Origin of the sequence: Streptomyces sp. NPDC006733, from assembly GCF_040636125.1 — a bacterium.
GTDB lineage: Bacteria > Actinomycetota > Actinomycetes > Streptomycetales > Streptomycetaceae > Actinacidiphila.
The window spans coordinates 1-14,299 of record NZ_JBEYJD010000051.1 but is presented as its reverse complement, the minus strand read 5'-3'; the positions used below and the strand labels follow the sequence as shown (position 1 = coordinate 14,299).

Sequence of the window (14,299 nt, the reverse complement as noted above, 5' to 3'; positions counted from 1 at the left end):
GGAGTGGTTCAGCCACTCCCCACCGGGTAGCGAGTAGAGGCGAACGGGAACGAGTGGGAGCCGAGATGATGCTGTGATCGTCAAGACCGTGTGCGGGACGGTCGCGATGCTGAATACTCGGCTCCAAACCGGTCCAAGTGTGCTGAGCTGGAGGGGTCGGGCTAGTGAACGACGTGCCAGCGGGGGCCGATGTGTCTGATGAGCGGGGTGGGAGCACTTCTCCCCGGGCCACGGTCTGGCAGTCCAGCCCGCCGGGTTCGATCTACGACTACATCCGCGTCGCCTCCTTCACGATCGGCCCGGACGGGCGGATCGACCAGTGGAGCGACCGGGCCGCCGAGTTCTTCGGAGTGCCGGCCGCGCAGGCGCTCGGCAAGGACCCCATCACCGCGTTCGCGCCACCGGACACGTGGGACCGGGGCCACGAGCGGGTGGCCGAGATCCTGGACGGCCGCGAGTGGATAGGGCTCGCCCCCTACCGTGACGCCGACGGCACCGAGGGCATCGCCGAGATCTACGTGATGCCCGCCGACCGCGGAGCGCTCTGCATCGCCGTCGACGTCGCGTCGCTGCGCCAGATCGAGACCGACCTGGCGGCCTCGCAGGCCGTCTTCGGGCAGTCCCCGATGGGCTTCGTCCTCTTCGACACCCACCTGCGGCTGCTGCGCGTCAACGAGCGGTTCGCGACGGTCTTCGGCCGCACGCCCCAGGAGCACCGCGGGCGCGGCCCGCACGACTTCCTGTCCCGCGTCGAGGCCGACCGGCTCACCGCCGCGCTGCGCCAGGTGCTGGAGAGCGGCGACCCGGTGCTGGACATGGGCCTGGTCGGCACCGTGCCGGGGAACGGCCGGCGGCGCTGGTCGATCTCGCTGTACCGGCTGCACAGCGGCAGCGGGCGGCCGATAGGGGTCGCCGGGCTCGCCATGGACGTCACCGGGCGGCAGCGTGCCGAGCGCGAGGCCGCGCACGCCCGCCGCAACCTCGCCCTGCTCAACGAGGCCGGGGTGCGGATCGGCAACTCGCTGGACCTGGAGACCACCGCCCGCGAGCTGCTCGACGTCGCCGTGCCGCACTTCTGCGACCTGGCCTCCGTCGACCTGTACCAGTCGCTGCTGGTCGGCGAGGAGGACCTCTCCGGCACGTCGGACGGCAGCGGCGAGGTGCGCCGGGTGGCGTTCGCCAGCGCCGTCTCGAACGCGCCCTCCGCGATCCTGGGCGATGAGGGGGGCGTCGGCGAGGTGCCCGTGGGCGCCGTCCACCGCCACCCGTTCAGCTCGGCCCCCGCGAGCGCGCTGCGCACCGCGCAGACGCAGATGGTCGGGGTGGACCCGGAGCCGGACCTGGGCGGCGCGCTCGTCCAGTCCACGCTGATCGTCCCGATGGTCGCCCGCGACACCGTCCTGGGCCTGGTGCAGTTCTCCCGGGCCAAGGGCAGCGAGCCGTTCTCCGAGCGGGACCGGATGCTCGCCGAGGAGCTGGCCGCGCGCGCCGCGGTCTGTATCGACAACGCGCGGCTGTACCGGCGCGAGCACGAGCGGGCGCTGATCCTGCAGCGCAGCCTGCTGCCCCCGGGCAACCCGGAGGCGGCCGGACTGGACATCGCCTGCCGCTACCTGCCGGGCAACATGGAGACCGAGGTCGGCGGCGACTGGTTCGACGTCATCGAGCTGCCGGGGCACCGCACCGCGCTCGTCGTCGGCGACGTCATGGGCCGGGGCCTGCGCGCCGCCGTGGCGATGGGCGAACTGCGCACCGCGGTACGGACGCTGGCCCTGCTCGACCTGGAGCCGGCCGAGGTGCTCACCGCGCTCGACGAGGTGGCCCGCGGGCTCGGCGCGCCGCCGGAGACCCGCAGCCGGCGGGGCAAGGACCGCGGTGGCACGGACCTCACCGAGGTCTACCTCGCGACCTGCGTCTACGCCGTGTACGACGCGGTCACCCGGCGCTGCACCATCGCCAACGCCGGCCACCTGCCGCCCGTCGTCGTGGAGCCCGGCGAGCCCGCGCTCATGCTGGAGATCCCCACCGGGATGCCGCTCGGGGTGGGCGGCGAGCCCTTCGAGGAGGTCGACGTCGAGCTTCCGGACGGCGCGCTGCTCGGCCTCTACACCGACGGTCTCGTGGAGTCCCGCAACCATCCGCTGGACGAGGGCCTCGAGGCCCTCCGCGGCGCGTTCGACGACCCGCAGCGCCCCCTGGAGGACGTCTGCGACCACATCCTCGCGTCGCTGGACACGGCGCACGGCGAGGACGACATCGCCCTGCTGATGGCCCGCGTCCACGGCCTGCCGGCCGACTCGGTCGGGGACTGGACGCTGGAGCCGCACCCCGCCTCCGTAGCCCGCGCCCGTGAGCACGCCCGCGAACGGCTGGTGTCCTGGGGGCTCGACGAGCTCGTCGACACCACGGAACTGCTCGTCAGCGAACTGGTCACCAACGCCCTGCGGCACGGCGACGGCGACATCAGGCTCCGGCTGCTGCGCGACCGCACGCTCGTCTGCGAGGTCTGGGACGGCGCGCTGGTGCAGCCCAGGCGGCGGCGCGCCCGCGACACCGACGAGGGCGGGCGCGGCCTGCAGCTCGTCAGCCTGCTCAGCGAGAGCTGGGGCAGCCGCCGCACCCACCGCGGGAAGACCGTCTGGTTCGAACTCGCGCTGCCGGGCACGGGCTCCGGGCGGGAGCCGACCGTGGACGAGCTGCTGAGCATGTATTAGGCGGCGGAGCCGCCGGCCTTGAGGGCGGCGAGCCGGGCGTCGACCTCCGCGGAGTCCGAGAGGCTGTCGAGGCTCTCGAACTGGGCGTCCAGCGAGGACGCGGCCAGCTCCTCCTTGCCCTTGGCCCGGGCCTCCTCGCGCCGGACCTTGTCCTCGAAGCGGCCCAGCTCGCTGGTCGGGTCCAGGACGTCGATGTTCCTGGCCACGTCCATCATCCGGTTCTGCGCCTGCGCGGACTTGGCGCGGGCGACCAGCGAGTCCCGCTTGGCCTGCAGCTCGCCCAGCTTGGCCCGCATCTGGTCGAGCCCGGTCCTGAGCTTGCCGACGATCTCGGTCTGGCTCGCGATGACCGGCTCGGCGGTCGTCGCCTCCTTCTCCGACGCGACCTGGCGGCCGAGCGCGACCTTCGCGAGGTTGTCGAAGCGGTCGGCGTCCGCGGTGCTGCCGGCGGCGCGCAGTTCGTCGGCCTTCCGGCTGGCGGCGAGGGCCTTGCCGCCCCACTCCGCGGCGGCCTTCACGTCCTCCTCGTGGTCCTGCTCCATCAGCCGGAGGTTGCCAATGGTGGCGGCGACGGCCTCCTCGGCCTCCGCGATGTTGTTGCTGTAGTCGCGGATGAGCTGGTCGATCATCTTCTGCGGGTCCTCGGCCTGGTCGAGGAGCGCGTTGATGTTGGCCTTCGCGAGCTGGGTCACGCGGCCGAGGATCGTCTGCTTCGTCATGGCTGGGGGTTCCTTTCGGGCCTGCGGGCCTGCGGGCCCGTGGGGGGATGAGGGTCGAGGAGCGTCAGAAGCGGCCGCCGCCGCCCATCCGGCCCCGGGTGCCGCCTCCGCCGAAGCTCCCCGGACCGCCGCCCCCGCCGAAGCCGCCGCCCCCGCCGCCGAAGCCGCCGCCCCCGCCGCCGTTCAGGATCCCGCCGAGGATGATGCCGCCCAGCACGGCTCCGCCCATCCCGCCGCTGCCGCGCCCGCCCCCGCCCCCGCCGAACCCGCCGCCGAGGCCGCCCCCGCCGCTCAGGTCCTGCTGGGCGAACTGCTGCGCCTGGCGGGCCAGCTGGTCGGCCTGCTGCGCCTCGGTGAGGGCGCCCGCCGCGTCGGTGGCGGCGAGCGACTCGGCCTGCTCCAGCCGTCGTTCGGCCTCCGCGAGCCGGGTGCGGGCCTGGCTGCCGATCGCGCCGCGGTGCGTGGTGATGACGTCCCGGGCCGCGGCCACCTCGCTGCGGGCCGCCAGCAGGGCCTGGCCGAGCAGGCCGCGGGCCCGCTGCTCGTTCACCGCGCCCTCGCGGGCGCCGGCCAGGGCCGCGTCGAGGGCGGCGTCCGCCTCCTCGATCCGGCGCAGCCCGGAGATCGGGTCGTGGTGGCCGGCCGCCAGCTCCTGCCGCACGTCGGCGAGGACGGACTCGGCGCGGGCCGCGCGGCCGCGCAGATCGGCCGCCGCGGGCCCGTCGGCGGGGGCGCCGAGCAGCCCCTTGGCGTCGGCCAGGTCGGTGTCGGTCTCGGTGAGGGCGTCCTTGAGCTGGGCGTCGGCCTGCTCCAGCTCCTCCGCCCGGCGCACGACGGACTCGGCGAGCGTCCCGGCCTGGTCGAGGGCGCCTTCGGCGGCCCGTACGAAGACCGCCGCCCGGGACGTGTCGCCCGCGTCGATCGCCTGCCGGGCCCCGTCGATCGCGGTCCCGGCGAAGACCAGCCGGTCGCGGGCCTCCGCCGGATGGGCGGTGACCGGTTCGACGGCCGAGGCCGCGTACGTCCGGGCGAGCGTGCCGATCGCGCTCTCGGCGGCCGTCACGTGCGCGACGAGCGCCGCCGCGGTCGCCTCCGCCCGCGCGAGCGCCTCGGGGGCGTTGGACTCCAGCGCGCGCAGCCGGTCGAAGGCCTCCGACTCGGCGTCAAGCCGGCGGTTCGCCTGGGTGCAGCGGCTCAGGATCTCGTCGAGCATCTGCCGCCGGGTCGCCTCGTCCTCCGGGAAGGCGTCGTCGAGCTTCTGCCGCAGCCGGAAGGCGGCGGTCAGCTCGCCGCGCGCGTACGCGACCGCCTCGGTGAACGGCTCGGCCGCCTCGTCACCGAACTGCGCCGCCGCGAAGCCGAGCTCCTCCTGGCTGGTGCGGACGGCGTCGTCCGTCTCCACCAGCAGCTGCTTGGCCTGGGCGTCGAGCTCGGGAAGCGGCGTGAGCCGCGGCCTCTCGGCCTCCCGGCCCCAGTCGCCGCCCCGCGGCGCACCGTCCGGGGCGCCCCGCTTCCGCCGGGAGAAGGCGAACACGGCGAGCAGCCCCGCGCCGCCGATCGCGACGGCCGGGACCCACAGGCCGCCGGCCCCGCTCCCGTCCGAGCCGCCGCCCGGGTCCTCGGCTCCCGGGGTGATCGCGGGCGCCACGACCGGCTGCCCCTCGCGCACGGCCGCGAACCCGTTCGCGGCGCCGATGGCGGCGCCCGCCCAGTCGTTCTGCTTCAGTGCCGGCTCGATCGCCGAGCGGTTCACCTCGTCCAGCTGGCTCTGGGTGAACCCGGACGTCTGGTCGGCGGAGACGGCGTACTGCCGGTCGTGCGTCGCGACCGCCAGCAGCACGTCGTTCTGGCCGAGGCCGTTGCGCTGCGCGGTCGCGTTGGCCCACTCCTGGGCGTCGCGCCCGGAGAAGCCGCTCACGTAGGCGACGAAGAGCTGGATCCGCTGACCGGTGTAGAGCTTCTCCAGGGCGGTCGCCACCTGCTGCTTCCGGTCGCCCAGCGCACCGACCTTGTCGGTGATCTGGCCGGAGCGCGACAGCGTGACGGGGTCGTCGGCGTACGCCGCACCGGCGCCCAGCGGCAGCAGCAGGGCACCGAGCAGCGCAACGATCCCACCCAGTCGCCGCATCCGCCGCATCAGCCGCATCCGATCCGCCACGCGCCTGCGGCATGGCTCCTTTCGGGAGCGTATGCGGGGTTTGCACCCCTCGCGACCGGACCGCTGCCGCCCGGTGGATGCCCCTACGGCGTGCTGCCGCCGCGCCTTCCGGCCGCGTCCGGCCGAGCCTTCCGGCCGAGCCCTCCGGCTACGTCCTCCGGCGGATCTTGCTGCCGAGCCACACCAGCGGGTCGTACTTCCGGTCGACGGCCCGCTCCTTCAGCGGGATCAGCGCGTTGTCGGTGATCTTGATGTGCTCCGGGCAGACCTCCGTGCAGCACTTGGTGATGTTGCAGTAGCCGAGCCCGTGGTCGTCCTGGGCCGACACCTTGCGGTCGAGGCCCTCCTCGGCGGCCGCGTCGAGCGGGTGCATGTCCAGCTCGGCGATCCGCATCAGGAAGCGCGGCCCGGAGAAGGCGATCTTGTTCTCCTCGTGGTCGCGGACCACGTGGCAGGTGTCCTGGCACAGGAAGCACTCGATGCACTTGCGGAACTCCTGCGAGCGCTCCACGTCCTGCTGCTGCATCCGGTACTCGCCCGGCTTGAGGCCGGCCGGCGGCACGAACGCCGGCACCTCGCGCGCCTTGGCGTAGTTGAAGGACACGTCCGTCACCAGGTCCCGGATGACGGGAAACGCGCGCATCGGGGTGACGGTGACCGTCTCCTCGGCTGTGAAGACCGACATCCGCGTCATGCACAGCAGGCTCGGCCGCCCGTTGATCTCGGCGCTGCACGAGCCGCACTTGCCGGCCTTGCAGTTCCAGCGGACCGCGAGGTCCGAGGCCTGGGTGGCCTGCAGCCGGTGGATGATGTCGAGGACGACCTCGCCCTCGTTCACCTCCACCTCGTAGTCGTTCAGCTGCCCGCCGTCGGGGTCGCCCCGCCACACCTTGAAGTGCGCTGTGTACGTCACGGGGCCAGCTCCTCGTCCGTCAGATACTTCAGCAGTTCTTCCTTCTCGAACAGGGCGAGGAGGTCGTCCCGCATCGGGTCCATGTCGCGGTGCCGGAGCTCGACCTGGCCGCGCTCCGGGTCGGCGGCGGCCAGCCCGCCGCTGGGGTCGGCCAGCTCGCAGACGAGGTTGACCTTCCGCCAGGCGCGGTCCATGCCGGGGTGGTCCTCGCGGGTGTGACCGCCGCGGCTCTCGGTGCGCTCCAGCGCGGCCCGCGCCACGCACTCGCTGACCAGCAGCATGTTGCGCAGGTCGATCGCCAGGTGCCAGCCGGGGTTGAACTGCCGGTGGCCCTCGACGCCGGCCCGCCGCGAGCGCATCCGCAGATCGACGAGGCGGCCGAGCGCCTCCTGCATCTCCGGTGCCCGGCGGATGATGCCGACCAGGTCGTTCATGGCCTGCTGCAGCTCCTGGTGCAGGGTGTACGGGTTCTCCGCCGGGTGCCCCTGCGGGAGGTCCGGGTCGGAGGCCTCCGCGCTGAACGGGCGCAGCGCCTCGGCGGCGGCGCTGTCGATCTGGTCCTCGGGGACCGCGGGCCGCCCGGTGCCGAGCCCGGCCACGTACTCCGAGGCGTACAGCCCGGCCCGGCGGCCGAAGACCAGCAGGTCGGACAGGGAGTTGCCGCCCAGCCGGTTCGAGCCGTGCATGCCGCCGGCCACCTCGCCCGCCGCGTACAGCCCCGGCACGCCGCGGGCCGCCGCGGTGTCGGGCTCCACGTCGACGCCGCCCATCATGTAGTGGCAGGTCGGGCCGACCTCCATGGGCTCGGCGGTGATGTCGACGTCGGCGAGCTCCTTGAACTGGTGGTGCATCGACGGCAGCCGCCGCTTGATCTCCTCGGCGGGCAGCCGCGTCGACACGTCGAGGAAGACCCCGCCGTGCGGGGTGCCGCGGCCGGCCTTCACCTCGGAGTTGATGGCGCGGGCCACCTCGTCGCGGGGGAGCAGCTCGGGCGGCCGGCGGAACTTGGCCGGGTCGGCGTACCAGCCGTCGGCCTCCTCCTCGGACTGCGCGTACTTCTCCTTGAACACGTCCGGGATGTAGTCGAACATGAACCGCTTGCCGTCGCTGTTGCGCAGCACCCCGCCGTCGCCGCGCACCGACTCGGTGACGAGGATGCCCTTGACGGACGGCGGCCAGACCATCCCGGTGGGGTGGAACTGGATGAACTCCATGTTGATCAGCGGCGCGCCCGCGAGCAGCGCCAGCGCGTGCCCGTCGCCGGTGTACTCCCACGAGTTGGAGGTCACCTTGAAGGACTTGCCGATGCCGCCGGTCGCCAGCACCACGGCCGGGCTCTCGATGACGAACAGCCGGCCCGACTCGCGGATGTAGCCGAACACCCCGCTGACCGCCGGTCCGTCCTTGAGCACCCGGGTGACCGTGCACTCCTGGAAGACCTTCAACCGCGCCTCGTAGTCGCCGAACTCGGCGAAGTCCTCCTGCTGCAGGGAGACGATCTTCTGCTGGAGGGTGCGGATCAGCTCCAGGCCGGTGCGGTCGCCGACGTGGGCGAGCCGCGGGTACTCGTGGCCGCCGAAGTTGCGCTGCGAGATCCGGCCGTCCTTGGTGCGGTCGAAGAGCGCGCCCCAGGTCTCCAGCTCCCAGACCCGGTCGGGCGCCTCGCGGGCGTGCAGTTCGGCCATCCGCCACTGGTTGAGGAACTTCCCGCCGCGCATGGTGTCGCGGAAGTGCACCTCCCAGTTGTCGTTGGAGTTGGCGTTGCCCATGCTGGCCGCGATGCCGCCCTCGGCCATCACCGTGTGCGCCTTGCCGAAGAGCGATTTGCAGATGACCGCCGTGCGCATGCCCTGCTCGCGGGCCTCGATGGCGGCGCGCAGACCTGCCCCGCCCGCGCCGACGACGACCACGTCGTAAGTGTGCCGTTCGACTTGCGTCATGCTGGTTGGCATCCCTTTCGATCAGAAGAACCGCGGGTCGTCGAAGGCGCCGCTGGCGACGAGGTACACGTAGAAGTCCGCGAGCGCCACGCTGATCAGGGAGACCCAGGCGAGCAGCATGTGGTGCGCGTTGAGCCGGCCGACCCAGCCCCAGAGGCGGAACCGCACCGGGTGCTTCGAGAAGTGCTTCAGCCGGCCGCCGACGATGTGCCGGCAGGAGTGGCAGGAGAAGGTGTACGCCCAGATCAGGACGATGTTCACCAGCATCACCAGGGTGCCGAGGCCCGCGTGGCCCCAGGCGCCGTCCGCGTCGCGGAAGCTGAGCACCACGTCGTACGTCAGGATCCCGGCGACCGGGATCGCGAAGTAGAAGAAGTACCGGTGGATGTTCTGCAGGATCAGCGGGAACCGCGTCTCACCGGTGTACGTGGTGTGCGGCTCGGCGACGGCGCAGGCGGGCGGCGAGGCCCAGAACCCGCGGTAGTACGCCTTGCGGTAGTAGTAGCAGGTGAGCCGGAAGCCGAGCGGGAAGATCAGCACGATCAGGGCCGGGGAGAGCCCCCACCAGCTCCCGAACAGGTGCCAGTCGGCGCCGCCGTTCATGTCGGCGCAGTTCGCGGCCAGGCACGGGGAGTAGAAGGGCGAGACGTAGGGCGCCGCGTAGTAGTCCCCGTTCGCGAACGCGCGCCAGGTCGAGTAGACGACGAACGCCCCCAGCCCGAGCGCGGTCACCAGGGGCGGAACCCACCACCGGTCGGTCCGCAGATGTCGGGTCGGAATGGCCGCGCGTCCCGGCGTGTGGACGCCGTGGCGGGCGGGAGGGCGGTCGGCGGACTCGGTGCTCGGGGTGGTTCCGGTGGCCAATGCGTACTCCGGAGGGGAGCGGAAGGGGGAGCCGGTGACGGCTGCGGTGCCGGCTGCTGTGCTGAGCGCCCGCGGTTACGGGGAGTGCGCGGTCACGGCGCGTGGCCGTGGGGAGATCCCAGGCCCTCGTCCTCGCAGTCGGACCACAGCGCGGGGTCGTACGGGGTGTCGGGCACGATCACCATCTCCACCGCGTTCGGTGGGGCGGCGGACGGCGCGGCCTCGCGCAGCAGGGTCAGGCTCTCGCGGAGGTGGTCCGCGTCGGCACGTACACGACGCATGTCGAGGCTGTTCCCGACGTGCTGCTCCAGCCGGCCCACGCAGCGGACCAGGTCGTCCAGCCGGCGCTGAACGGATGTCAGATCGTCTTGCAGGGACATGGATTTGCCCTCAGCTCTGCCGCAGGTGCGGTTGGTGACGCTCATGCGGAAGCGAGTGTCGCGCGTCACATGCGCCATTGGGAAGAGCGCGTACCGGGGAATCGGCGCCCGGTCGGGGATCGCGCCGCGGCCGCGCGCGCCGCGGGCCGACGGGAGGGCCTCCCGCCGCCGTTCGGGTGGCCTGCGGGCCGCTTCGCGCCGTGTCGCGCGGCCCTGCGGGTACCTGTCGCTTTCAGTAGGTGCGATAAGCGACAAATACCGCCAACCGAGTAGTACTGGTGCACGTCCCGACGGCGTATGCCGGACCGAAGGCGGCCGGAGAGCCCGCGGAGGTACCTGACCATGTCCCGCAGCGTCATTCCCGCACCCGTACGCGGGGCCCAGCCCCGGCACCGCCCGCGGCCCGCCGTGCCGGCTCTGCGCGGTGCGGCCCTGGCGGGCGTTGCCGCGCTCGCTCTCGCCGGCTGCTCCTCCCAGTCCGCGGGCCCCACCGTCTCCGGCACCGACATCGCCGCCGCGCCCCGCGCGGGCGTCAAGGACGGCGGGACGATGCGCTGGGCCGTCGACAGCGTTCCGGCCACGCTCAACGCCTACCAGGCGGACGCCGACGAGGGCTCGGCCCGTATCGCGGGCGCCGTGCTGCCCGCCATGTTCCGGCTCGACGACCGCGGCGCCCCGCAGCGGGACGCGGACTACCTGGACGCCGCCTCCGTCGTCGAGAACGAGCCGCGGCAGGTCGTCTCCTACAAGCTCAACGCGAAGGCGCGGTGGAGCGACGGCCGGGCCATCGGCGCCGACGACTTCAGCGCGCAGTGGAAGGCGCTGAGCGGCCGGAACTCCGCGTACTGGAGCGCGCGCAACGCCGGCTACGACCGGATCGCCGACGTCAGCCAGGGGGCCGACGCCCATGAGGTGAAGGTCACTTTCGCGGCGCCGTACGCCGACTGGCAGTCGCTCTTCACGCCGCTGTACCCGCGGACCGTGACCGGCACCCCCGACGCCTTCAACGAGGGCGCCCGCTCCGCGCTCGCCGCGATCGCCGGACCCTTCACGGTCAAGAGCGTCGACCGCACGGCGGGCGACGTCACCCTGGTCAGGAACCCTCTGTGGTGGGGCGAGCGCGCCAAGCTCGACCATCTGGTGCTGACCGCCGTGCCCGCCGCCGGCCGCGCCGCCGCGCTGACCGGCGGGAAGCTGGACGTCGCGGAGCTGGACCCGGGCGCCCTCGCCTCGGTCCGCAAGGCCGAGAAGGCGAAGACCATCGCCGTCCGCCGGGCCCCGGGGGCCGCGTACTCGCAGCTCGCCCTCAACGGCAGCACGGGACCGCTGGCCGACGAACGGGTCCGCCGGGCGGTGGCCCGCGCCGTGGACCGGCAGGCCATCGCCGACGCCGTGCTCAAGCCGCTCGGCCTGCCCGCCGAGCCGCTCGGCAACCACCTGGTCCTCGCCTCGCAGAACGGCTACGCCGACCACAGCTCGGCACTGGGCTCCGCGGACGCGGGCCAGGTCCAGGCGCTGCTCGCCGCCGCGGGCTGGCAGCGCACCGCGCCGCGGGCCGTGTCCGGGAGCAAGGCGGGCAGCCCCGGCGAGGCGCGGGCCGAGGGACCGGCCGAGGACGACGCCTCGGCGCTGGACCCGGCCCCCGCAGCGGCCCCCGAAGCCGGCTCCGGAGCGGTCCGCGAACCGGCCGCGTCCCCGTCCGCCTCCCCGTCGGCGGCTCCGGCGAAGGCCAACCCCGACGCCGCGGCCCCCGCCATCGGCGGGACGGTCGTCGAGCCCGCCGGCACGCTGCGCAAGGCCGGCAAGCAGCTGAGCCTGCGCATGGTCCTGCCCGCCACCTCGCCGGTGCTGGCGGACGTGGGGAACCGGATCGCCACGATGCTGTCGAAGATCGGGGTCCGCACCGAGATCGCCAAGGTCGCGGACGCCGGCTTCTTCCACGACCACGTCGCGAGCGGTGACTTCGACCTGGCCCTGTACTCCTGGCCCGGCACGGCCTACCCGGCCACCGACGACCGGCCGATCTTCGCCAAGCCGCTGCCCGCCCCCGACGGGTCGCTGACCGTCGAGCAGAACTACTCACGGGTCGGTACGGACCAGATCGACCAGCTGCTGAACCGGGCCGGCTCGGAGCTGGACCCGAAGGCGGCCCGCGACCTCACCGCACGGGCCGACTCCCGGATCTGGGCCGCGGCCGGCTCCGTCCCGCTCTTCCAGCGCCCCGAGATCGTCGGGCTGCGCCCCACCGTCGCCAACGTCGGGGCCTTCGGCTTCGAGTCCCCCCGATACCAGGACATCGGGTTCCGCAAGTAGCGCCCGGCGCGCACCGTTTTTGCCGGTTCGGGCCGCCGCCGGGGCCGGGGGGCGCGAGGCGGCCGGATACCGCCGCTGCCACGGGTCCTTCCGCCCGCCCCACCGGTCCCGGCGGCTCCTGAGGGCGCTTGTCGGACCCGTGATACCAGCGTTCAAACCTCTCCCGGGCGGCCGAGTCGCCGCGAGCCCCGTACCATGGGGTAAGGCCGCGGCTTGTCCTGCCCGGCGGGCGAGTGCGTCAACACGGAACGCGCAGCCATCCACGATCCCGGGAGAAGCGCCGCAGCATGTCCACGCGCCACGATATTCGTAACGTCGCCATTGTCGCCCACGTCGACCACGGCAAGACGACCCTTGTCGACGCCATGCTCAAGCAGGCCGGCGCATTCGCTGCCCACCAGCACCTCGACGACCGCATGATGGACTCGAACGACCTGGAACGTGAGAAGGGCATCACGATCCTGGCCAAGAACACCGCCGTGAAGTACCACCCCAAGGGTGGCGGCGACGTCATCACGATCAACATCATCGACACCCCCGGCCACGCCGACTTCGGTGGTGAGGTCGAGCGAGGCCTGTCGATGGTCGACGCGGTCGTGCTCCTCGTGGACGCCTCCGAGGGCCCGCTGCCGCAGACCCGCTTCGTGCTGCGCAAGGCGCTGACGGCGAACCTGCCGGTCATCCTCTGCATCAACAAGACGGACCGCCCGGACTCCCGGATCGACGAGGTCATCAACGAGACCTACGACCTCTTCCTGGACCTGGACGCGACCGAGGAGCAGATCGAGTTCCCGATCGTCTACGCCTGTGCCCGTGACGGCGTCGCCTCGCTGACCAAGCCGGAGAACGGCACGGTCCCCGCGGACAGCGACTCGCTGGAGCCGTTCTTCTCCACCATCCTGTCGACGGTCCCCGCCCCCGAGTACACCGAGGGCGCGCCGCTCCAGGCGCACGTCACCAACCTGGACGCCGACAACTTCCTCGGCCGCATCGCGCTGCTGCGTGTCGAGGAGGGCGAGCTCCGCAAGGGCCAGCAGGTCGCGTGGATGAAGCGGGACGGCTCGGTCACCCAGGTCAAGATCACCGAGCTGCTGATGACCGAGGCGCTCACCCGCAAGCCCGCCGAGGTCGCGGGCCCCGGCGACATCTGCGCCGTGGCCGGTATCCCGGACATCACCATCGGCGAGACGCTGGCCGACCTGGAGAACCCGGTCGCGCTGCCGCTCATCACGGTCGACGAGCCGGCCATCTCCATGACCATCGGTACCAACACCTCGCCGCTGGTCGGCAAGGGCGGCAAGGGCCACAAGGTCACCGCCCGCCAGGTGAAGGACCGGCTGGACAAGGAGCTCATCGGTAACGTCTCGCTCCGCGTCCTGCCGACCGAGCGTCCCGACGCGTGGGAGGTCCAGGGCCGTGGCGAGCTGGCGCTGGCGATCCTCGTCGAGCAGATGCGCCGCGAGGGCTTCGAGCTGACCGTCGGCAAGCCGCAGGTCGTCACCAAGGTGATCGACGGCAAGGTCCACGAGCCGGTCGAGCGCATGACGATCGACTGCCCCGAGGAGTACCTCGGCGCGATCACGCAGCTGATGGCGACCCGCAAGGGCCGCATGGAGACCATGACGAACCACGGCTCCGGCTGGGTCCGCATGGAGTTCGTCGTCCCCGCCCGCGGTCTGATCGGCTTCCGTACGGAGTTCCTCACGGACACCCGCGGCACCGGCATCGCGCACAGCATCTTCGAGGGCCACGAGCCGTGGTTCGGCGACCTGCGCACCCGTAACAACGGCTCCCTGGTGGCGGACCGCGCCGGCGTCGTGACGCCGTTCGCGATGATCAACCTCCAGGAGCGCGGTGTGATCTTCGTCGAGGCCACCACCGAGGTGTACGAGGGCATGATCATCGGTGAGAACTCGCGCTCCGACGACATGGACGTGAACATCACCAAGGAGAAGAAGCTCACCAACATGCGCGCCGCCTCCGCGGACAACACGGAGAACGTGGTGCCGCCGCGCCGCCTCTCCCTGGAGCAGTCCCTGGAGTTCTGCCGCGAGGACGAGTGCATCGAGGTCACCCCGGAGACCGTGCGCATCCGCAAGGTCGTCCTGGACCAGAAGGAGCGCGGTCGCGCGTACTCCCGCGCCAAGCGCTGACGCCTTCCGCCCGGACTTCCGGGTGACGAGGTGACGAGGTGACGAGGGGGGTCCGGGGACACGAACGGCGAAGCAGAGCAACTGCGACGTAGCTTCTATTCCAACGGATGCACTGGTCTGCCCCAGGCGGCAACGTGGCCACAAT

The 14,299-nt window shown here is 72.6% G+C and carries 9 protein-coding genes; 3 read left to right on the top strand and 6 right to left on the bottom strand.

Annotated elements, in window-relative coordinates; translation table 11 throughout:
- Positions 1 to 191 precede the first annotated feature (191 nt).
- Positions 192 to 2,714, top strand: a complete 2,523-nt coding sequence (locus ABZ721_RS33580; RefSeq protein ID WP_358792569.1) for a SpoIIE family protein phosphatase — start codon at positions 192 to 194, stop codon at positions 2,712 to 2,714.
- On the opposite strand, the gene ABZ721_RS33575 is transcribed toward ABZ721_RS33580, so the two are convergent.
- From ABZ721_RS33575 to ABZ721_RS33550, 6 genes are all read right to left on the bottom strand, one after another.
- Positions 2,711 to 3,433, bottom strand: a complete 723-nt coding sequence (locus ABZ721_RS33575; RefSeq protein WP_358792568.1) for a PspA/IM30 family protein — start codon at positions 3,431 to 3,433, stop codon at positions 2,711 to 2,713. The genes ABZ721_RS33580 and ABZ721_RS33575 overlap by 4 nt on opposite strands.
- A gap of 64 nt (positions 3,434 to 3,497) precedes the next feature.
- A complete protein-coding gene (locus ABZ721_RS33570; protein WP_358792605.1) occupies positions 3,498 to 5,561 on the bottom strand; it encodes a TPM domain-containing protein in 2,064 nt (687 codons plus the stop codon).
- 178 nt (positions 5,562 to 5,739) lie between these two features.
- Positions 5,740 to 6,504, bottom strand: a complete 765-nt coding sequence (locus ABZ721_RS33565) for a succinate dehydrogenase/fumarate reductase iron-sulfur subunit (protein ID WP_358792567.1) — start codon at positions 6,502 to 6,504, stop codon at positions 5,740 to 5,742.
- Positions 6,501 to 8,444 carry a fumarate reductase/succinate dehydrogenase flavoprotein subunit gene (locus ABZ721_RS33560; protein WP_358792566.1) on the bottom strand — a complete coding sequence of 648 codons (1,944 nt, stop codon included), beginning with the start codon at positions 8,442 to 8,444 and terminating at the stop codon, positions 6,501 to 6,503. The genes ABZ721_RS33565 and ABZ721_RS33560 overlap by 4 nt, the downstream gene beginning before the upstream one ends.
- Before the next feature lie 21 nt (positions 8,445 to 8,465).
- Complete coding sequence (locus ABZ721_RS33555; protein ID WP_358792565.1) at positions 8,466 to 9,308, bottom strand: hypothetical protein; 843 nt, start codon at positions 9,306 to 9,308, stop codon at positions 8,466 to 8,468.
- A 92-nt stretch (positions 9,309 to 9,400) separates the two neighbouring features.
- Entirely contained in the window at positions 9,401 to 9,688 is a 288-nt protein-coding gene (locus tag ABZ721_RS33550) for a hypothetical protein (protein ID WP_358792564.1), read from the bottom strand.
- 342 nt (positions 9,689 to 10,030) lie between these two features.
- On the opposite strand from ABZ721_RS33550, the gene ABZ721_RS33545 reads away from it, so the two are divergent.
- Together ABZ721_RS33545 and typA are read left to right on the top strand one after the other, a co-directional pair.
- Positions 10,031 to 12,001, top strand: coding sequence for an ABC transporter family substrate-binding protein (locus tag ABZ721_RS33545; RefSeq protein WP_358792563.1), 1,971 nt, complete (start codon positions 10,031 to 10,033; stop codon positions 11,999 to 12,001).
- 287 nt (positions 12,002 to 12,288) lie between these two features.
- The gene (typA, locus tag ABZ721_RS33540) at positions 12,289 to 14,154 is read left to right on the top strand and encodes a translational GTPase TypA (protein WP_358792562.1); all 1,866 of its coding nucleotides are present in this window, start codon (positions 12,289 to 12,291) and stop codon (positions 14,152 to 14,154) included.
- Positions 14,155 to 14,299: the final 145 nt, after the last annotated feature.

Coding starts and splice junctions, on each gene's coding strand:
- ABZ721_RS33570 (WP_358792605.1), bottom strand. CDS start 5,561: ATGCGGCGACTGGGTGGGATCGTTGCGCTGCTCGGTGCCCTGCTGCTG.
- ABZ721_RS33545 (WP_358792563.1), top strand. CDS start 10,031: ATGTCCCGCAGCGTCATTCCCGCACCCGTACGCGGGGCCCAGCCCCGG.
- ABZ721_RS33560 (WP_358792566.1), bottom strand. CDS start 8,444: ATGACGCAAGTCGAACGGCACACTTACGACGTGGTCGTCGTCGGCGCG.
- typA (WP_358792562.1), top strand. CDS start 12,289: ATGTCCACGCGCCACGATATTCGTAACGTCGCCATTGTCGCCCACGTC.
- ABZ721_RS33575 (WP_358792568.1), bottom strand. CDS start 3,433: ATGACGAAGCAGACGATCCTCGGCCGCGTGACCCAGCTCGCGAAGGCC.
- ABZ721_RS33550 (WP_358792564.1), bottom strand. CDS start 9,688: ATGTCCCTGCAAGACGATCTGACATCCGTTCAGCGCCGGCTGGACGAC.